This is a genomic window from Gardnerella sp. DNF00038, assembly GCF_049262855.1.
Lineage (GTDB): Bacteria > Actinomycetota > Actinomycetes > Actinomycetales > Bifidobacteriaceae > Bifidobacterium > Bifidobacterium vaginale.
Genome location: NZ_CP058407.1, coordinates 1,638,194 through 1,659,546, shown reverse-complemented (window position 1 = coordinate 1,659,546; position 21,353 = coordinate 1,638,194). Strand labels below are relative to the sequence as shown.

Annotated in this window: 13 protein-coding genes and 1 tRNA gene; 5 read left to right on the top strand and 9 right to left on the bottom strand. The window is 39.4% G+C overall.

The features are described from left to right. Positions 1-92: 92 nt before the first annotated feature. From murJ to HXT19_RS06530, 3 genes are read right to left on the bottom strand one after another with little or no spacing between them, the layout of a single operon-like run. On the bottom strand, positions 93-1,880 hold the full coding sequence (murJ, locus tag HXT19_RS06540; protein WP_101887765.1) for a murein biosynthesis integral membrane protein MurJ: 1,788 nt from the start codon (positions 1,878-1,880) through the stop codon (positions 93-95). Next, entirely contained in the window at positions 1,877-4,300 is a 2,424-nt protein-coding gene (locus HXT19_RS06535) for a DUF6049 family protein (RefSeq protein ID WP_410310677.1), read from the bottom strand. The genes murJ and HXT19_RS06535 overlap by 4 nt, the downstream gene beginning before the upstream one ends. Further along, positions 4,293-5,057, bottom strand: a complete 765-nt coding sequence (locus tag HXT19_RS06530; protein ID WP_004114048.1) for an NUDIX domain-containing protein — start codon at positions 5,055-5,057, stop codon at positions 4,293-4,295. The genes HXT19_RS06535 and HXT19_RS06530 overlap by 8 nt, the downstream gene beginning before the upstream one ends. A 42-nt stretch (positions 5,058-5,099) precedes the next feature. On the opposite strand from HXT19_RS06530, the gene HXT19_RS06525 reads away from it, so the two are divergent. Beyond that, entirely contained in the window at positions 5,100-6,569 is a 1,470-nt protein-coding gene (locus HXT19_RS06525; RefSeq protein ID WP_004114050.1) for a CCA tRNA nucleotidyltransferase, read from the top strand. A gap of 70 nt (positions 6,570-6,639) precedes the next feature. On the opposite strand, the gene HXT19_RS06520 is transcribed toward HXT19_RS06525, so the two are convergent. From HXT19_RS06520 to HXT19_RS06495, 6 genes are all read right to left on the bottom strand, one after another. After that, a complete protein-coding gene (locus HXT19_RS06520) occupies positions 6,640-7,263 on the bottom strand; it encodes a LytR C-terminal domain-containing protein (RefSeq protein ID WP_009993929.1) in 624 nt (207 codons plus the stop codon). A gap of 141 nt (positions 7,264-7,404) precedes the next feature. After that, on the bottom strand, positions 7,405-8,295 hold the full coding sequence (gene rsmA / locus HXT19_RS06515; protein ID WP_004114054.1) for a 16S rRNA (adenine(1518)-N(6)/adenine(1519)-N(6))-dimethyltransferase RsmA: 891 nt from the start codon (positions 8,293-8,295) through the stop codon (positions 7,405-7,407). A gap of 3 nt (positions 8,296-8,298) precedes the next feature. Then, positions 8,299-9,825, bottom strand: coding sequence for a G5 domain-containing protein (locus HXT19_RS06510; RefSeq protein ID WP_004114057.1), 1,527 nt, complete (start codon positions 9,823-9,825; stop codon positions 8,299-8,301). 424 nt (positions 9,826-10,249) lie between these two features. Then, positions 10,250-10,323 (bottom strand) — tRNA-Thr (locus tag HXT19_RS06505). A gap of 106 nt (positions 10,324-10,429) precedes the next feature. After that, a complete protein-coding gene (locus HXT19_RS06500) occupies positions 10,430-11,371 on the bottom strand; it encodes a DsbA family protein (RefSeq protein WP_004114060.1) in 942 nt (313 codons plus the stop codon). A gap of 99 nt (positions 11,372-11,470) precedes the next feature. After that, complete coding sequence (locus HXT19_RS06495) at positions 11,471-13,192, bottom strand: serine/threonine-protein kinase (RefSeq protein ID WP_192381871.1); 1,722 nt, start codon at positions 13,190-13,192, stop codon at positions 11,471-11,473. Between the two features lie 353 nt (positions 13,193-13,545). Here HXT19_RS06495 and HXT19_RS06490 point away from each other — a divergent pair, with 353 nt between their 5' ends. The 4 genes from HXT19_RS06490 to HXT19_RS06475 all read left to right on the top strand — a co-directional run bounded on the left by HXT19_RS06490 (position 13,546) and on the right by HXT19_RS06475 (position 21,181). Beyond that, positions 13,546-14,673, top strand: coding sequence for an ABC transporter ATP-binding protein (locus HXT19_RS06490; protein ID WP_004114066.1), 1,128 nt, complete (start codon positions 13,546-13,548; stop codon positions 14,671-14,673). Positions 14,674-14,866: 193 nt separating this feature from the next. Then, entirely contained in the window at positions 14,867-16,282 is a 1,416-nt protein-coding gene (locus tag HXT19_RS06485) for a DUF4032 domain-containing protein (protein WP_004114068.1), read from the top strand. A 158-nt stretch (positions 16,283-16,440) separates the two neighbouring features. Continuing rightward, positions 16,441-16,887 (top strand): RbsD/FucU family protein, encoded by a 447-nt coding sequence (locus tag HXT19_RS06480; protein WP_004114069.1) that lies wholly within the window; start codon positions 16,441-16,443, stop codon positions 16,885-16,887. A gap of 412 nt (positions 16,888-17,299) precedes the next feature. Continuing rightward, positions 17,300-21,181 carry a discoidin domain-containing protein gene (locus HXT19_RS06475; protein WP_101889970.1) on the top strand — a complete coding sequence of 1,294 codons (3,882 nt, stop codon included), beginning with the start codon at positions 17,300-17,302 and terminating at the stop codon, positions 21,179-21,181. Positions 21,182-21,353: the final 172 nt, after the last annotated feature.

The following is a 21,353-nucleotide window of genomic DNA, read 5'->3' as shown; positions in this document are numbered from 1 at the left end:
ATAATGCGTTACATAATAAATCCCACAAATTATTGTAACTGTAGAATCTAGTGAAACGCCCTGAGTTACTGCATTTAATTATCTTGATTTAATTATCGCTCACTGTGTTGATTTATTTTCGATCTAATAATCCTAGTATGTGCATTCTTATTATTTTCACTATGATTAGTCTGTTTATTATTTAACTTGCTTTTATTGATGTTTTCAAGATTCAACAAAAATGGCAGTTTTACACCGATTCTTCTAAGAATTGGATTAATAAGACCTGCCAGTTCACTCGTTCTTAAAAGTAACAAGATAGATATGTAAATAATCGCCAAAATAATGGTGATAATTGCACAAACAAAAATCGCAAGCAACCAACGACTAACACCATGAAGGTTTGATGAATCTAAAGAAATCCATTTGTAAATAAATTCTTTAAACAAAATTCCAACAAGAATAGATACTATAGAAGCTGCAAGCACCTTTAGATGCGTAATAACAAGCTGCTTATCGTCTAAATCGTTGTTAAAACGAGATCTAATCATTTTAACAAGCGAAGGAAAAGTGAGAATATAACTAAAAGATGCGGCTGCAGCTAAAGCGGTAACCCAATAATTTGGCGGAAGGAATTGTATGCAAGAAAATACAATAATAAGTTCCACAAATAATTGTGCTGCACAAAACATAAACGGATGTTTACCGTCTTCAAAAGCGTAGAATGTGCGTTGAATAATTAAATACGCGCTAGATAAAGGCAATCCAAGCGAAAGCATCATAAGTGGATTTGCCATAAGATACGCTTCTTTTATGCTGATTGAAGGTAAAAGAGCCAAAGATATAGGCATTGGAATCACAATAAAAGCAACACTAAAGAAGCACATTAAAATGCTTACATTTCTAAGACAAGAGCTTAAATCTACACGAACTGTTGATAAGTCATGATTTGCTATTGATCTAGAAATTTTAGGAAAAACAGCGGTAGCAACCGATACGGCGATAAGCGAATAAGGAAGAATAAACATTGTGTATGCATTTTGAAAAGTAGCATTTCCAGCAACATCAAATTGACTTAACCCCAACGTTTTTTCTGCTACAGAAGGAGCGCTTGTAGTTATGTGAGTAGTTGCCATTGTAGAAAGCTGACTAACAGCCACTATTGCAAAACTCCATGCTGCAACAGGGCCCATTGAACGCAAACCAATGCCGCTAATGCCGAAACTTGGTTTGTATCTTAGTCCGATTTTTCTAAGAGGAATAAATAAAACAAGTGCCTGAGCTGCAACACCCAAAGTCCAAAATCCTGCAGTAAGAAGCATAGTAGTGTTGTTCCAGAAACCTACTGGCTGCCTGCTTGCTCTGCCAAAAATTGCAATAAAAACGCCGAACCCCACGCAACTGACGATATTTGCTGCAACGGAACTCCAAGCGTACATTGCAAACTTGCCTTTTGCGGCTAAAACTTGACCGAGCACGGTGTAAAGTCCATAGAAAAATATTTGAGGCATGCACCATAACGTAAAAGCGTTAGTAAGAGCAATCATGGATTGGTTTGAGCCAACATAGAGCCATGTTAAAACAGGTGTGGCAATTGCCATTAAAGCGGTTACGCCTAAAAGCAGAATAATCGCAAAGGTTATAAGCTTATTTAACCTATCTTTTGCATCTTGTTTTTCCAGAGTTTTAACGATTTGTGGAACTAAAACAGCATTGAAAATGCCACCAGACACAAGAGTGTAAATAAGCTGAGGAATCATGGACCCAGCCTGATATGCATTAGCTGCTAGACCTGTAGTACCAAGGGCTGCAGCAAGTAATATAGTTCTAACCTGACCAGTTATTCTTGAAGCTGCCGTGCCGCTTGCCATTATGATTGAGTTGCGGCCTACTGAATTCATTCGTCTGGATCCTTTTTACGGTGGAACTGCCTCCAAAGCCCTAAAATTCCAAGCGCGAAGGCAAATATTATAATAATCGTACCGCTTTTATCGCTGATTTGCAGCGTGCTTGTAATCATTGTTTCTTTATGATTGTAGAAAGCGCGATGGCTTCTATCTTCTAGTCCGAAAATTGCTCTAGCTTTACTAGAAGTTGTAGATCTAAGTGGCAAAATAACTTGTGTTTCACTATTTGCAGCAATCTTAACTGGAGTTTTTCTAGGAGTTACTATCTCCATTGAATTAGTGTAAGAAGTAAGATATACGCTAACAGGGTATGGATTAGTATTGCTGATTGTAATCGGCATTGTTGCTGTTTCGCTTACAAGCGTTACATCTTTTGGAGGAATAATATGTATTCCAGAAATTAAAATTTTGGATAGATTATGAGTGCCTTTAGAATCAACATTATTTGGTCTACTATCATTTACTTCTCGTTGAGCCATAGCATCAAAAAGTTTAAGAAGATTCTTACTCCAAATATTGCTGTTCTGGTTAATTTTCAGTTTTGCGTTTTGTTTTGCAAGAGATTGAACATCTGACTCATTAACGTGATGATTATTTAATTCACCGTGGTCAAGAATATCACTTATGAACTGTTTAATGTTTTCTCTATCTGAAGATAGTTGATTTAGAATTGACTTTCTATTGATTATAGATTCGTTTGATATCGCACTATCTTTAGGAACTGGATTGTACCCAAGATATTCTTTAGAAAAAGATTTTGCGTTAGATAAAGATCTTAAATCTAGCAGGGAAATCCACGGAGATTTTTCCAAATTGCTTATAACAGAATCGATATAAGAAGATGGCGTATCTTGGTGGAATGTTATAAGCAAGTGTCTTGAAGAATACGGTTGTTCCATCTGATAAAACGCGCTTTGAGCAATAATCCTGTTTAGTTTGCCAGCATTAGTGTTTTCGCCAGTTGACTTACTACTTGTTGGTTTTTCGTTTGCCAAATCACTAAGAGTTTCTTGCGAGGAAAGCACTTTTACGTTTCCAAAAGAAGTCTGAATGTCATACACGCCATTCTTAACTGCAAAACGGTGCGCTAAAGCATCAAATCCGTTTGTTGCCACAACGGTCTTATAACCATTGCTTTTAGCCTGTTCTAGTGCCTTTAAGGTCCATTTTCCGCCTGTTTGAAAAGCGTATGACTCGAATTTTGGCGCTTTGCCTGTATGATCTTTTGGAATTGACGATTCTTCACTCCAAGACTCAGCGTCAATTCCAGATGATTGGTAGTAAGAAGAATTACTTGTTTCAGCATATTTACTTATGTCAAAACCGTTATTTTGCATAAATGCAGAAGGAGTGAAGCTAATTCCAGAAGATTTAAGAGTATTTAAATCTGCTATCGTTTGTAATCGAGGATGTTTTTGTGCAAGAGATATCAAAGAAGCAATATGCTTTATGCTCTTTTTGCTTAACCTTATTTTTCTATTGTCTTTAAATTGGTTTAAATCTTTGCTTACTTGGGAAGAGTCGCCAGCAACCGTTTTTGTGTTAGTTTTGTCCGAATTTTCTTTTTTAGTATCTGCTTTAGATTCCTCTTTAGAAGCAATATTAGATTCGCTAGGTGGAATATTCATCGAAGGAGAAATATTCTGCTTGTTAATTTCATAACGCCAGTCAGATGCTTTAGCGACTATAGGAATAAGCAATGTGACATTAATCGGAGGTGTTTGTATGTTTTTAACGCCAATATTTGCTCGTGTTACAAACGATTTTACAGAAGAATAATGTTTAAAATCCGATGAAGAATACGTTACAGAAAGAGGCTTTGGCCCCCAATAAAGGATATTAGAAAGATTAGGGCTGTTTGAGTCAACATCAATTTGCGCGTTATAAGATTTGCCACGAGCAAGCGCTGGAACGCTAACTTCGCCAATTAGCTGAGGAGTAGGGATTCTGGACTCGGCTTGACTCCATTTTTGCAAATCAGTCCTAGACATAAACGTGTACCAAGGGTTAAATGCAACCTGAATTTTTCCATCTGGAAAATCTTGAGAACCAGTATTTTTAACCAAAATGGTTATATGGTATCCGCTTTTGTCTGTAAGAATTGAAGTTGATTTAACTATTTGTAAAGAAATACCCTTATCCTTGGAATTATAAGATTCGTAATATTTTACAGAAGCTTGATTAACGTTAGATAAATGGCTTGTATTCTGCGATGATTCGTAAGCAAAAGCCGTATTTGAAACACAATAAAGCGGTGTAATAACAAGCGAAAGCACTACTAGAATTAAAGTAATACTAAATTTAAAACAAAATTGAATAGGATTTTTAAAATAAAACATTTTACGGGCGATTTTATTAGTGACTTTTTGTAACTCCCGTAATTGGTTATTTGCAAAATCAATCACATTAATCACGATTAGACCGCCTATTTGCCTTTTTAGCGTACATCCACGCTATCTTGCGTTCATTAGGATAGCTTAAAACATCATTAAGCTCTTTGAAATCCACCCAAATTGCATCTTCTGCCTCATGGTCTGGATCTCCAAGAACAGATAGTTCTCCACTAACATATTTCAAAGCAAAATGATGAACTAGCTTATGCACACGTTGACTTGTTCCAGTAAACCAGTAGTCAATAGTAGCAATAGAATCCACTACTTCTCCAAGAATTCCAGTTTCCTCATGAATTTCCCTAACAGCTGTTTGCTGAGGAGTTTCGCCTTTTTCTATATGACCCTTCGGCAAGCACCATTCCATATGCCCACTTCTTGAATGACGAGCTATAATCGCGACACGCCCAAGGGTGTCAAAAACTAGTCCTCCAGCGGAATATTCTCTCACAATAGGTAAGTCTTGAGCATCTAAAGAGGCAAAAGTTTTAGGACCGTCGTTAACTCTTCTCTGAGGCATTAAAGCTGGAGAAGGTGCCTCTAATGATGTTATTTGTTGGCGAGATTCCGTTATATCAACATGAATATTTTCAACGTGATAATCGCTCGAAAAGCTTGAAATATCAACGAAAATTGACTCGTCTTCTTCTGCCTGTTGAGGCTGTATTTTGCTTTTCATTCTAGCGATATCAAGTGGTGTAACTCGAATATCTGGCGTATTTTGGGCATGATTATCCGAGGCTCTGGCGAGCATGCGTCTTAAGTCTGCTGGGGTAACCATACACTCCACCTTACTCAATCCGCTGTGCATTGGGGTAACGGTATGCTGGAATATAGTTTGATTTTTGTTGAAAGGGTGTTTCCAAGCGTGTCTGTGAACTTTGAAGTTTGGCCTGAAGCCATGGAGTTGGGTAGATTATTCGCTAAACATAATTATGAGCTGGCTCTTGTAGGCGGTCCTGTACGAGACATGTTGTTGCATAGAACGTCGCACGATCTTGATTTTTGCACTTCTGCCAAACCAGAAGAATTTGAGCATATTCTTAGGAGTTGGGGGCACGATGGCTTTTGGGATATGGGTCGAAAATTTGGCACGCTTGGAGCTGTGCGTCGCAGAAAAGACGGAACAGAAGTGAAAGTCGAGATAACAACATACCGATGTGATGACTATGAGCCAGATTCTAGGAAACCAGAAGTAAAATATGGCGATACTTTGGAAGGTGATCTTTCTAGGCGTGATTTTACTGTGAACGCAATGGCTTTGCGTGTTCCAGATTTGGAATTTGTAGATCCATTCGGTGGAGCGAATGATTTAGCAAAAGGTATTCTGCGTACTCCAGTAGATCCTCGTCAATCTTTTGACGATGATCCTTTAAGAATGATGCGTGCTGTTCGTTTTGTTGCTCAACTTGGTTTCACTATTGAAGCAAATACTGCAGAAGCTATTTTAGATATGGTTTCTAGGTTGGATATTGTTTCTGCAGAGCGCGTCCGCGATGAAATAACAAAAATGCTGCTTTCTGCTAATCCTCGTGCTGGTATTGAAGCTATGGTCGAGTCTGGTATTGCAGATAGGGTTTTGCCAGAAATTCCTGCATTGCGCTTAGAAATTGACGAACATCACAGGCATAAGGATGTTTTTGAGCATACAATGATGGTTCTTGAACGAGCAATAGCATTAGAAACAGATAACGAAGGCGCGGTTCCTAGACCCGATTTGACTTTGAGACTTGCTGCTCTTTTGCATGATATTGGCAAACCTCGTACTAGAAAATTTGAAGAAGGCGGAAAAGTAAGTTTCCACCATCATGATGTTGTTGGAGCTAAAATGACTCGCAAACGCATGAAAGCTCTTCATTTTGATCATCATATTATTGATGATGTAAGCGAGCTTGTGAATCTGCATTTGCGATTCCATGGATATGTTGACGAGCCTTGGACTGATTCTGCTGTACGCAGATATGTTAAGGATTCAGGACACTTGTATGAGAGATTAAATCGTCTAACCCGCGCGGATGCAACTACACAGAACAAGCGTAAATCGCTGATGTTTGAGCAAGCTATGGATGAGATGGAAGAGCGAGTTAAAGAGCTTAAAAAGCAGGAAGATTTTAACGCGATTCGTCCAGACCTAGATGGCAATGAGATTATGCAATTGCTTGATTTGAAACCTGGTCCTATTGTTGGTAAAGCATATAAGCATATGTTGGATTATCGCCTTGATAACGGTCCAGTAGATCACGATATTGCTGTTGAGGAATTAAAGAAATGGTATTCCAGCTTAAATAAGTAGCTTAAATAAGTAAAGTTTTATTATTCTAACTTTATTTTGCTTTATTTAACATCATGTTGTTGAATAAAACTTATTGAACTGGATTATGATTTGCGGATTTTGGAAGATTTTTCATAGAGTTAAAATCAGCGCATCCTTTTATTTCAACTATTGTTGCACCTGCTGCAGGAACATCAGTCTTAGGTTTAAGATTGTTGAATGTTACGCCTAAAACCACGTCAATTAGCTTATCTTGTCTATCGTCCATTCGCAAAATAGCGTCTTTAAAGTTAGCAGCTAAAGTATAAGCTTCATTAATTGATTTCTTACCAAAGTAGATTGTTGTGCGTTTTACACTTTTTTCGCTATTTCCAACTTCAATCAGGTTAAAACCGCGGTTTCGTAGTCCTTCTCCTACCGCTCTTGCGAATCCACGGAATTTTGTTCCGTTTAGTACTCGAATAGGAACAGCACGATTATCGATATAAGTAGCCTTATTCTCATCTTTATTTTTTGTAGGGCAAGGCGCTTGAACTCCATAATTTGGGTCGATTTCTGGAGTTTTAGGGGCAGCAATACCAAATACATGGCATTGCACTAGAACAGCAAGAAGAAACGCTGCTCCAACACAAATTCCAACAGTAGTAAGTACAAATCGTTTCTTTTGATACATGAACTCTCTGCGCGCCAGCCGCTCGTCGTAAAATTGCGTCATGCTAACTTCCGATCTGTACTATGTTTCTGTTGCGTATCTTATTGTACGAGACTTGCAATTATGCATAAATCATAATGTTTTATACACAAAACAATACTAGCAATTTTACTTACTATGTATGACTGTGTTTTTAAAAATAATTCATATCTGCGAAGCTTTATAAAGAGCCAAGAATTCTGCGCATGTAAGGGTCTCTCCACGCCTAGTTGGGTCTATTCCGGCAATATCGTACGATTCATTAGAAATAATGCCTTTAAGAGCAGAATGCAGTGTTTTTCTTCTCTGTTGGAACGCTGCATCAATAATTTTAAACACTTTTTCTCGCTCTTGTTCATCTTCTCTTATCTCGTTATTTCTTTCAAAATAAACGAGAGCAGAATCAACATTTGGAGCAGGCCAGAATACATTTCTACCAATTAAACCAGCTTTTTGAGATTCGCCATACCAAGCCAACTTTACACTTGGAGTTCCATATGTTTTTGTGCCTGGTTGAGCGCAGAGGCGATCTGCCACCTCTTTTTGAACCATTACAAGGAAACTTGTAAGATTATTAAACTTTTCAAGAAGTGTAAGAATAATAGGGGTTGCAACGTTATAAGGAAGATTAGCAACAAGAGTAAAGTGTTGTGCATTTGCTAAATTGGGAACGTCTTGAGCGTTTAATTCGAGCGCGTCTTTAAGAATCACATTAAATCGTTCTAAGGCGTTAGGCATAAATTCTTTAACGGTACTCGGCAAACGTTTAGCAAGCGGAGGATCTATTTCTACAGCCGTAAGATTTGCGCCAGCTTGAAGAATCGCAAGTGTAAGAGAGCCAAGACCAGGGCCTACTTCCATAACAAAATCGTTTGAATTAATTTTTGACGCAGTAACGATTTTCTTAACCGTACCAGGGTCAATAACGAAATTTTGACCGAATTTTTTAGTAGGAGTAATACCCTCTTCTGCTGCAATCCTACGAATGTCAGCGGCTCCAAGAAGAGAGCCTTCTTGCTCACTAATATTATTTTGTGTCAATTTAATACCATCCAAACTTTAATACCATCCAAACTTTTCTGAATGCTTCCATGCTTCGCTAGGATTCCCGTATTTGCTTTTAATGTAATTAATTCCCCACGTTATTTGTATTGATGCATCTTCGTGCCAATTTGCTCCTGCGCTCGCCATTTTGTTTGCTGGAAGAGATTGTGGTATTCCGTATGCGCCAGAGCTTTTATTTTCTGCGTTCCAACGCCAGTGAGATTCTCTTGTCCACAAATTAACAAGATCTTCCCACATTGCACCAGTCCAACCAATTTGAGCACATGCAGCTTGAGCATATAGCTTTGCTTGCTCAGGAGTGGCGTGAACCATGCCATTGGGATTGTTGGCTGGTGGAGCAGGTGCTGGTGGGGCTGCAGGAGCGGGAGCTGGCGTTTGTGATGCTGGCTGTGATGCTGCAGGTGCTTGTGTTTGAGAAGAGGAAGAAGGATTTTGCTGATTATTCGCATTAGATTGATGCTGATTTTGTGAATTACTATTGTTATGGTTTTGAGAATTTTGCACACTTTGTTGGGATTGACTATTTTGAGAAGGTTTTTTAGATTCTTGTGGTTTTATTTCTTGTTTAGTGTTAGTTTTATTCAAATTAGTATTGCTAGAAGGTTTTTGTGAAGTCTTTCCGTTAGTGTTGTTACTACTTTGCTTATTCTGCTTAGGGGCTTGATAATTAGGTTTGCTACCTACAGCAACAATCTGATCTGTTGTAGGAGTAATCACGTTTTGTTTTATTAATACAGAGCTTTCTGCTTTACCATCAACATAAGTCACATTGTATAAATCTGTTCGCTCGCCATTTATTCCAGATTGTCTAACAACTCTCACTCCAGATGGCAAATTTGGATCATTTATCGTTCTAGTGTTAAAAGGAACGATGACATTTCTAGATTCTTTTCCATGAGTTACGCGAAGAATGCGTAATACGGTTTGTGATCCATTTTCGCTTACGGTAACTCTATCTTCTTTTCCCAAAACGATTCCTAGAGAATCGAGAATAGAACTTGCTGGAAGTGTTCCATCTGGCGCTATCCTAGATTTGCCATCGCAAATAACCTCTACAGGTCCTTTTTTGTTAATAGACAATCCTCCAGTGAGTTTGTCGTAAATATTCTGCAAATTTACTGTGATTTTTGCAGCATGATCTGCATTTGCTTGGAAGAATCCAATTAGTTGATCTACGCTGGTTGCAACAGTCCAAAATGGTATTGTTATGCCATCTACTGTTACAGAAGTTTGGTAAGCGCTCCTAACAGTTACAGTTGTGTGATCTGCAAGAATTTCTCCCGAAGTACTAATAACTTGATCATGCGTTTTAACGGGTATTTTTTGTTCCTGCAGAAGTCTTTGTGCAGTAGACGCATAGGTTGTTACAATTCTTGTTTTACCATTGACAATTAGAGCTACAGATTTGCGCGCAGAAAGAGTAAAAATCCCAGTGCTTGAGATAATAAGAGCCAAAACGCATACAAGGATGCGTATTCTTCTCATTACAACAAACCTCTGAGGCGTCCATCTGCGTGCCATTCAACCTCACTTCCAAAGTAAAACTGAACTTTAATTATATATAATGCTCGCAACTGAGCTAAAAGCTTCTAAATGTTGATGAAATCTATCATAAAAATGGGGGCGGGAGAGAAGGGGATTGTTCCCGCCCCCGTAGAGGAGGAGCTGGTTGGGGGACGCTCCACCCTCTTACTCGGAAATCCTGAGTTGGGGGAAGATTTCCGAGAACTTACTCAAGCAAAGTCTACAATGCAAATCTTTTGTAAGTTTTTATTTTATGTTTTATGATGAATAAGTCTTACTTTTTATAAATTATCATACGACAAATCTATAAACGTATTTGCTTTAATTCTAACCCTTTAATGCAAATTTTACTAAAATTGCCAAAAGCCTTCAACTTAACACTATTAACGATCGTATTTTAACAAGTAGAAGAATAAAACAGAGCCTCCTGCCGGGATCGAACCGGCGACCTGCCGCTTACAAGGCGGCCGCTCTGGCCATCTGAGCTAAGGAGGCACGTCTCTGCGTGCAATAACTAGCTTGCGCGCAAAACATTGATTAGTGTACCAGCACCCAATGCCAAAATGCAACTTGTTTGCGCTGAAACACTAATCAACAAGAACTAGTCAATAGGATTTGGCTGATCTTTGTCAGTTATTTTTGGCATAACACCTTCAACTCCAACCTTAGATTTGTCTAACCCAATAGACTTAAGAATTGCATCTGGTGTACTAAGCTTCTTCTTGCTAACTTCAACCATATCAAGAAGTTTCCCGTTGATAGTAGTTGTAGGAGTTGTCATAGCTCCCTTATTTTGTCCGCTAACATTCCACAAAGCTTTACGATTTGGAGTATCGGAATTAATAGCGTCTTGCCAAGCGAGATAATTCCTATCAAACGCTTTACTTGCTACCTCTTTGCTAACTCCAGCCTTAACTGCCTGTTCAATAAGCTTTTCATTGCTTACAGGTTTATAATCATCGCCTTCTTCTGGCTGGAAATCTTCAGCAAAAATGTTGTTAATAAATTGAAGCAAATGCAAAGGATTGTCGTCGTTAGACGAAATGTATGCGATTGCGCCAGTTACACGTGTTGAATAGTGGTCGCTAGAAATTCGATCTAAGAATGACATTGGGTGAATCTCAAGGTTAATCTGACCAGCCTTCATCATGGCAATAAGCATTTGATCGGAATCGCGATTAAAATTACCGCACCCAGGGCATAGTGGATCAGCATAAACTGCAATGGTTGGAGCATTCTCAACTGTTGTTCCATAGCCGTTTTTGCTGATTAAAATTCCGCCCTCGTTGTTAGCGTACTTAGGCTTTTGGTTAGTCGTAAGTTTTTTAACAGCGCGTCTTGCTTGTTGAGCCTGCTCAATTTTCTTTTGATTTTCCATATTGTTTGCATTAAGAGCCGTAATGCCAATCGCAGCAATCATGCCAAGTAAAATAACCACAACAACGATTCCAACAATAGTTTGCTGGCGTAACTCTTTAGCCTTTTTGTCTTTAAGATCCTTACCATTGTGATTCTGCATGCTGTTTTGATTAATGTTTGGCATGTTGTTCCTTTCTTCACAGGTTTCTGTACAAGCAAATTTGGTGATGTTCTCGTGGAATAAAAATATCTGCAGAATAGTCTAGTTGACGGTATCAACTGTCTATATTTCTTGCTCGTTTGAGATTTTTCCCGCTCCGAGAATTGCTCCTGCCCCGATTCTGAAGATCTTAGTTTTCCCTAAAATAAAAGCAATAATCCATCCTGCTATAAAACCAATAAGATATCCAATTGATGTTTGAGAGAAAACCTCTGGAGAGTAAGTTGGAAAATGTATGGTAATAAACCATATTTTGAATTTAATTAATTGTGGAGTTGCATGAATCATAAGTGGGTAGATGTATGCGCCAATAACACCTGTAATTATCATTGTGACTAATCTAGGTATCGTGTAAATAGACGCTCGTACAAAATGCCAAGGTATACTCCCGATTCTTATTAGCCAATCTTTTCCACCGGTCGAATCATTTGCGGATTGTCTGCGTAATTGCGCGCAAACATTGTATCCTATTGTGGCTGTAACAAGCATAAGAATAATGTTTGCAGACAGTGCGTCAATAATAGAGAATACTGAAATAGATGAGGAAAGTATTGCAAATATTATTAAAAAAAATGTTCCGCGAAACATGTATTTGCTTATTTTAGGATGTATGTTACCCTGTTCAGAATTTTTTGCGTATTCTTGCTTATTCTCGTATTCCTGTTCATCTTGATAAACATTATTCTGCTCATCAACATCTTGTTGATTGAAATTTTGTCTATCAACAATTTTTGTAGAGTCATCAGAATCTGTATTAAAACGTGTTGTATTAACAGTTGTTGTAAAATCACTTCTTTTAGTATCTTCAGAAACCCACATTTTTCTAGGATTTTCTGACATAATCCGAGTTTGTGTTAGCTGATTAGGTACGGTTAACCCATCAGCCGTATAGTCAAAAGGGTAGTTAGATTCCTGTAAAGACGGGGGATTTAACGCATCTTGGTAAATAGCTTGCTCAAGTTGTTCGGGAGTACAGCGTTCGCTTCTTTTAGGACTCAATGCAGATCTAAATGCATGCATAGTATTTATAGGGAGTCCATTAAGATTAGCGTTTCCTGAAGCTGCCCTTTCCAAAACCGCCATTATTGGTTTTGTTCCAAAAACAGGCTTTCCTGTTGCAGCAAAAGCAAGAACTGCAGCAACACTCCACCAATCCGTAATCTCGTCAGAGTCTGATCCTTCAATGATTTCTGGAGCAATAAAACCAGGGGTGCCCATAACTAAACCAGTGCGTGTTACATGTGATTCGCCCTGACCCATAGATATACCAAAATCAACTAAAACTGGTCCTGTTGTAGAAATCATAACGTTTGTAGGCTTAATGTCTCTGTGTATTATTCCAGCGTTATGAACAGCTTTTACTGCATCGATTAGCTTATGAGCGAGTCGTTCTAAATCGTCTGCGACATATGGACCATTAATAGCGACATCTTCTTTAAGATTGTGCCCATCAATTAGCTCTGTAACTATAAAGGCTATGGAAGCATCAAGCTCCATATCTACTATTGAGCACACGCCTTCGTGATGAATTTTTTGTAAAGCTAGAGCTTCTCGTTTAAGTCTAAGTCTTGCTTGTTCTTGAGGATTAGTGTTTTCTAATGAATCTAAATCTTCACTTTGATCTTCTAACATAGATGCGCGCAGAATTTTCATTGCGTAAAGTTGGCCACCATCATCGTGAACGCGCCAGACAGACCCCATAGCGCCTCCGCCTAAGCGTTCAATTAGCGTGTATCCGCCAATGTTTTGACCAGAACGCAAATCAAATATGCTCACATCTTCCATAATGCATTATGGTAATGGGAGAGTATGCCAATTATGCGTTTTGGTGGAAAATTTATACAAAATTTTATAAACAAATGTTTATATATTTAATGCATATTAATGCGTGTTTGTTAAACATTGTTTATATGTGATTTATCTGTTCGACACGCCGAAATGCTAGAAAATACTGTAATTTTGCTGTTTTTACTAAATAAACATGATATATTAGAGCATGGCTCAACGAAGAGAACCTTCAATGAACCATGTAAGTAAATGTGGACGATTGACGCCGCCGACGTAGGACTTGGGGTCTTGAGTGCACACCCTTCACAACGGATCGTTCGGCACGTACCTGCCGATGAAAGGAAAATATCATGGCAGAAGTTGTATTTGATCATGTCACCCGTATTTACCCTGGCAATGACAAGCCATCGGTTGATGATTTGAACATGACTATTAAGGATGGCGAGTTCCTTGTACTCGTTGGTCCATCTGGTTGCGGTAAGTCAACTACATTGAGAATGTTAGCTGGTTTGGAAGAGGTTAACAAAGGTCGCATTCTTATTGGTGGTCAAGATGTTACTACAATGCAGCCAAAGGATCGCGATATTGCAATGGTGTTCCAGAACTACGCATTGTATCCACATATGACTGTTGCAGACAATATGGGATTTGCTCTTAAGATTGCAGGCGTAAGTAAGGAAGAAATCCGCAAGCGTGTTGAAAAGGCTGCTGAGGTTTTGGATTTGACTGAGTACTTGGATCGTAAGCCTAAGGCACTTTCTGGTGGTCAGCGTCAGCGCGTGGCAATGGGTCGTGCAATTGTTCGTGAACCAAAAGTCTTCCTCATGGATGAGCCTCTTTCCAACCTTGATGCAAAGCTTCGTGTACAGACTCGTACACAGATTGCAGCATTGCAGCGTCAGCTTGGCGTCACTACCCTTTACGTGACCCACGATCAGACTGAAGCTTTGACAATGGGTGATCGTATTGCTGTAATCAAGCTTGGTGTTTTGCAGCAGGTTGGTGCTCCTACCGAGCTTTATGATCGTCCAGCGAACGTCTTCGTTGCAGGCTTCATTGGCTCCCCATCTATGAACATCAACCAGCATCCAGTTGTTGATGGCAAGGCTCAAATTGGCGAAGATTCCATCACTCTTCCAGCAGAAGCTGTTGATAAGCTTACTGAAGAAGATAAGGGTCAGATTATTGTCGGCTTCCGTCCAGAAGATGCAAGCTTGGCAACTTCTGATGATCCAAATGCCTTCTCCTTGAAGGTTGTGAACGTGGAAGATCTTGGCTCTGACGGTTATATTTACGGAAACATCATCACTGATGGTTCTCCAGAAGAAGCGTCTACAATGATGAGCGACCAGAACAAGCTCACAACGATTCGCGTGAACCCACGTGCGCTTCCAAAGGTCGGTGACACTGTAAAGATCAAGATTGATCCATCCAAGATGCACCTGTTTGCACCTTCTACAGAGCTGCGTTTGAACTAATTGCTGTTTTCTTGGGTGCTTTGTCTAAAGTGCCCAAGATTTCTGTATAAGGGTATGGCGGGGTTCGCTACGCGAGCCCCGTTTTCGCATCGTTTGAATTATTTACGATTAGTTATAATGCGATTAGTTATAATTTGATTGCGATTTATTATTCAATTATTGGCGTTCGAACTTAACGGGTAGATTAAAGTTTATGGAATGGAACGATACTCCTTTATTGGATCCACGTGCTATGCAAGCAACATCAGTATCTGCGCAGGATGAAACTGTATCTTCTGCAGAGCCTCAAGCTTTGAAGATTACTGCCGCAAGCTCTAATCCTCAAATGTTTATGCTTCCGTGGGAGCTTCCATTATCTCAATGGCCTACGAATCTTTTTGTAAACTTGCCGCGCGGTATCTCTAGGCACGTTGTGCGCTTTGTGCACGTAGGTGACGAAGTGTATGCAATGAAGGAAATTACTCGTCAAGTTGCTGAACGAGAATATGAGCTTTTAAGGCGTTTGCGCAAATTGGAGCTTCCAACCGTTACTCCTATAGCGGTTGTAGCTGGTAGAAAAGATAAGAACGGTGAACCGCTTGAGGCAATGCTGGTAACTCGTCATCTTAAATTCTCTCTTCCATATCGTGCTCTGTTTGCTCGTACCTTAAGACCTGATACTGCAGAGCGTTTGATTGATGCGCTTGCTGTGCTTATGGTTCGTCTTCATCTTTCGGGATTCTATTGGGGAGATGTTTCTCTTTCTAACGTTCTATTTTTAAGAGACGCGGACGCTTTTACAGCATTTCTAGTTGATGCTGAAACAGGTGATTTGCATGGAAGCCTTACAGAAGGTCAGCGTGAATACGATATTGATTTAGCTCGCACAAACATAATTGGCGAACTAATGGATTTAAGTTCTGGTCAACTTTTGCCTGGTGAGGTTGATGAGATTAGCATTGGAGATAGGCTAGTTGACCGTTATCATTCTCTTTGGAGCACGCTTACAGATGTGGACAAATTTAGCCCAGACGAAATGTGGCGTATTGAAAGACGAGTCAATAGGCTTAATGAGCTTGGTTTTTATGTTGACGAGTTGGAAATGAAGACTTCTGTGGATGGGCGAAGAGTGTTGGTTCGTCCACGAGTTGTGGATGCTGGTTATGCTTCACGTAAGCTACTTCGTTTGACTGGTCTTGATGTTCAGGAGAATCAGGCTCGTAGGCTTCTTAATGATTTAGATGCTTATCGTACGTCTACGTGGCGCCAGGGCGAAGAGTTGGAGATTGTTGCTACTGATTGGATGCGTGAGGTGTTTGAGCCTACGGTACGCATGATTCCTGCTGAGTTTAGATCGCAAATCCAACCTGCACAGTTCTTCCATGAAGTATTAGATCATCGTTGGTTTATGGCGGAACGCGTTGGGCATGATGTTTCTATGCAAGACGCTGTAACAAGCTATATTAAGAACGTTTTACCGCAATATAAGATGGACAAGCGTGTTTTGGCCGCGATTAATGCGGATGCTGATTCTGGTGTGGTAGATGATGAATACACGTATTCCACTTCGTCTCCTATGACTCGCGATATTGATGAAGATGACCAAGACGCTAGTGTTTGGGCTAGTTGAATTCACTAGTTAGTTCATATTTTTCTTTAATCAGCAAAGAATATTTTGCTATAATTATGGAATTTTTTATTAATATCGTGTGATATTATTCAACCTATTAGTTGCCAATGATTGTCAACTAACGGAAATAGTTATTGTGTAAATCAAAGGAGATTTCTATGTTAAAGGGCATTGATCCCATTATATCGCCAGAATTATTGAAAGTACTTTGCGAAATGGGACATGGAGACGTTTTGGTTTTGGCAGATGGAAATTTTCCAACCGAATCGGTAGGAAAAGATGCAATTGTTGTTCGTTGTGATGGTCATGGTACTTCAGAATTGCTAAAAGCGATATTGAAGCTTATGCCTCTTGACCAGTACACATCTAAGCCAGTTACTCTTATGGAAGTTGTTCCAGGGGATTCTTGTGAAACTCCAATTTGGAAAGACTATGAAGATATTATTTCTGGTTTTGATAAGCGCGGCGCTAATACCATAGGAACCTTGGAGCGTTTTGCATTTTATGATGAAGCGAAGAATGCGTATTGTGTGGTTGCTACTGGTGAACGTGCTCAATATGCGAATATTATGCTTCGAAAAGGTGTGGTTTTCGCTGGAGAATAAATAACCCTTATACCAATAAACCCCACCAGAGATTCTGATTAGAGTATTTTTTAACACTGCATTGTTGTAAATAAGATTTTTGTAATTTCTTATTTTGCGCTGCAGTGTTTTTAGTTGTGTATTGATAAAACTTGTGGTTTTGAGTGTATGGTGTTTTTTGTTAACTTAGTATACAATTAATTCTGGTTATTATAATGAGTGTAAACAATACGTATATGCGATGCATATTGTTGCTCTTGATTATTTATAACTGTGGCTGGCAGCGATGGCAGCCCGTATGTAATTCAGTCATTTGTGCATTAACCGCACAAATGTGTGTGCGTTTTTATCGATTTTATCTTTGTTTGAGGTACACATATTTACATTTCGATGAAGAGATGTGGATGGCTGGCTTAATGAAGAAAGGAATCCCATGAAGTTTCGACGATTGTTGCAAGGCGGCGCAATATTTGCTTTGTCGATCAGTATGGCTAGTCCGATGATTGCACAAGCTTCAGTGCCACAGGAAGATTCAATTGATCCATTCCATCCCTCAATACTGTGGGCAAGTTCTGAAGAAAAAAATGGTGAGAAAAAGCCAAATGGTACCATTTCTGCGCTTACTGATAGCGATGGGAGCGTGGATAGTGCTAAAACGTTTTGGACAACAAAATGGCAAGGTGGATACGATAATTTCCCACACATTCTCGCTATAAAAAATAATACTAATAGAGAGGTTTGTGGAATTCAGTATACTGCGCGGCCATCGTATGAATCAGTGCAAGGTAATTCGAATGCGCCAGGTGTTTATAGTGTTTTTGCATTCGATAAAGATCCAGGAAATCCATCTGATAAGAAAGATATTAATTGGCGTTCTAAAGTTCATCAAACGAAATTTAATAATGGCGAATTGATTGCAACTGGTGGTTTAAAAGGTATCAATGAGCCGCAAATTATCTCGTTTAAATCTACCAATAAGCCAATATTGACGTTGGTTGGTTTTAAAGCAGTTGATAGTAGCAAAAAAGATATGTCGGCTTCAGACATCAAACTTGTTCCATGTTTACCAGTTGAACATATGAAGAAACAAGGACGGGGTGATGCAACAGCTGCGCCTATTGATTTCTTCATTGATCAATTGCCATTTGGTGCTCCTGGTAAGCCAGTTACTTTCAGTCCATCGCAATATACTTATGAATCTACTGCATACTATCATACAACCTCTGTGTCTGCCAGAGTTAAGTTGCCCACTGGGGCTACGGCTACTATCAATGGCCGCAAGGTGGATTCTGATGGAAGAGTATCGGGCATTCCGTTAACAAAAGGTGTTAATGCTATAGTTGCAAAAGTTGTTGTTGGTAATGCTGCAAGTACATATGTTGTAAATGTGACAAAGGTTGACACAGATTTCCGTGGCAATGAAAAAATTAATGCAACTGTGAAGATAAATGGTGCAAATGATAATGACAATCTAATTGTTACGGATGGTATGCGTGCCACTTCTTGGAATACTACGAGTTTGAAAGATAGCGCTGAATGGTCTAACAAATCAACTGGTTTTACAATTCATTTAAATAGCCCTCGTTATGTAGGACGTATACAAGCTTATGGTTGGCCGACCATGCCAGCTGGCTCCCCTGGGTGGCAAGGAGGGCATTCTGTTGCTATTGATGTCAAAGCTGGTGACAATTGGAATACGGTTGTCACCAATGCAAGCCTTACGCGTGATAGTGATGGCTTATGGTATTGGGATTTGAACGGTTATCATAAAACACAAGATATACGTGTGTGGCTTAACAAGCCCAAAATTCACGATCCACAGCAAAACGGAATAGGTGCCACTGGGATGAGATTGGAAGAAGTAGAAGTGTGGGGGTTGCCTGAGGGTCAGAATCCAAAAGAAATTAAAGTACCTGATGAAAAACCTAAATATACCAGTTTTAATGCAAATGAAAATAAATATGGTGTGAATCGTGCACAAGCATTGGCATTGCAATACGGTGTATTATTGCCAACTTGGGTACCTTCTGAAGGCTATGGGCGTGGAGTTTATAACGATGCAGAACGCCGTTTAACTGGCGGATCGTTCCCTATGTTCTATGATAAGCCTTTATTTAATGCTCCATTGATGCGGCAATTAGGGAAAGGTGTGCCTTGGTCACTTGCTAAAGCTCCAAAGGGTGGCAATAGTATGGGTGAAAATAGTGTACCTAAAGATTTTTTGACTGAAGAAATGAAGCCATATGCTAATAGTCTTGTTGATATTCAATATGGTGATGAGGGAGGTTATAGCGAAAGTGAAGTACAGAAATTTAATCGATGGTTCAGTTGGTCTAAGAATAGGTATCCTGGGGCAATAGTGCATTCTAATCAAGCTCTTGGTCTTGGTTGGGAAACGCATTCCAATATGAGTCATTTTGTCAAAACAGCAAAGCCTGATCTTGTTTCGTGGGATACATATTATTATGGTGCAGGTCAAGGTCCAAAGCCAAGTAAAATTGTGGCAAACATGTTGCAGAATAAGCTATGGACTTCTCAGAGACAAGCAGCCCTAGAGGGTTTGACAGGTGATTGCAGTCAGCCAGTTCTATTTGGACAATATTTAGATTACAACTGGGATGCTAATGTTTCTGCTTCTCAAAAGTCGATTGTTCCTATGATAGGATTAGCTACTGGCCAAAAATGGTTTGGGCTATTCCGTATGGAATATAATGCTTATGATCGCAGTTCGATTATTGACCAAGATGGAGCTCCAACGCGAAGCTTCTACGAGTTTTCTAGCATTTTCAAAGATGTGCAGGGCCTTGGGAAATACTTGGTTGCAATGAATAATGAGTATGCAGGATTGAAATCTGGCGTATATGCAGATCGTGCATCTGCTCCGAATATTCAGGGATTCCGTATGGGAGCTTTTGACAGCACGGAGGGAAAGCTAGCGAATGCAGAATTTGGGTTGCAAAAGATTACCGTAAAGAATGTCGGAACTGTTAATAACGGAAAACCTGGAGATGTGCTTGTCGGTCATTTCTCAACACTAAAAGATCTTAATGAGGAAATTCGTAAAAAGATTTTTGGTGAAAGTAAATATGCACCAAAGGCATTGTTGGTAGTTAATGCTTTAACTGGTGATACTCGCTATCCATCATATTATTTATCAACACGTAATGATAATGGTTCTTATGCTGAAACGGCACAGGATATCACGCTTACTGTAAAAAGACCTTCTAGAAATGCAATACTCATGCAGGTTGATCCGCGTACATACATAGCTAAGACAGTTCCGCTTAAAGATGGTGATGATGAGCAGGATGTAAAACTAGAACGTGTTGGCGGAGGTCGTGCTCGATTGCTGTATTGGTTGGAAAATAACGCAGCTTATGAACGTAAAAAAATTGAGGATATAGAACCAAAGAACATTGCGAAAGATAAGAATGTTATAGCAAGTCAATCACGTACTGAGCCGGAGTATGCTGCTAAATCCTTAACTGACGGTGACATATCTACGCGTTGGGCAGCTCCAGATAATCCAAATTATCCAGTGACGCTTGATATCACATTAGGGTGCAATGCTAAGTTCGATGCTGTGCAAATTGAAGAATTTGTTGAGGGTAACGTGAACCATCGCATTAAAAAATTCTCCTTATGGACAAAAAATCAGTGTGATCGTTCAGCGTATAGTGAGAGCTCATGGGAAAGAATATATGGAAAAGATAATGCTGCAAAGGAAGATCTCAGTGATATCAATTTCGAGAATTCTCAATATGCTAGCGAATTGCGTGTGCAGATAGATGAGGTATATCCGAATGTTGATATGTATAATGGGCATCCGGGTAGTCCAACTATTAGTGAAATTAAAGTGATTTCTAAGACTGAGCAAAAGAAGACTCCAAAATCTAAGCATGGTTCGTCTGTTCTTGATTCAGGTGGTGTTTCTACTGATTCAAGACAGTTGGATAATTCTTATGGTCCAAGTGTGACGTTGGAGTCTGGTGATAATCATGATGGTATGTCAAAGGCTAAGCGGAATAAGTCTATGTCTGGTCCGTCTGTTCATGATTCAGGTGGTGTTTCTACTGATTCAAGACAGTCGGATAATTCTTATGGTTCAAGTGATTCGAATGTCAGTGGACTGAGAATGAGCGAAAATAAGCAGCCTACTATTCGTAAGAATGGCTTGTGTCAAAAACGTGAGAAGTGCTCTCGTGGCATGTTGGTTGCTGGAGGTAGTAGTGTGACTGGCGTCTCGGTGCTTTCGTTAACATTTTTTGCTTTTCATTTACTTGTTAGACATAGTAGGAAAGTGCGACAAAAATAGCCATTATAGGTGTATATAATTAGTCTATTCTGTTAGTGTATCCCCATGTGTATTTAGTGTTTATGCCTATTTGTGCATGGGGATTTTTTATGTCTGAAAGACTTTAGAATACTGCTTTTTGAATATGCGGATAATGATTTAACTGGCGCACATCCTTGTTTTTTGTTAATAT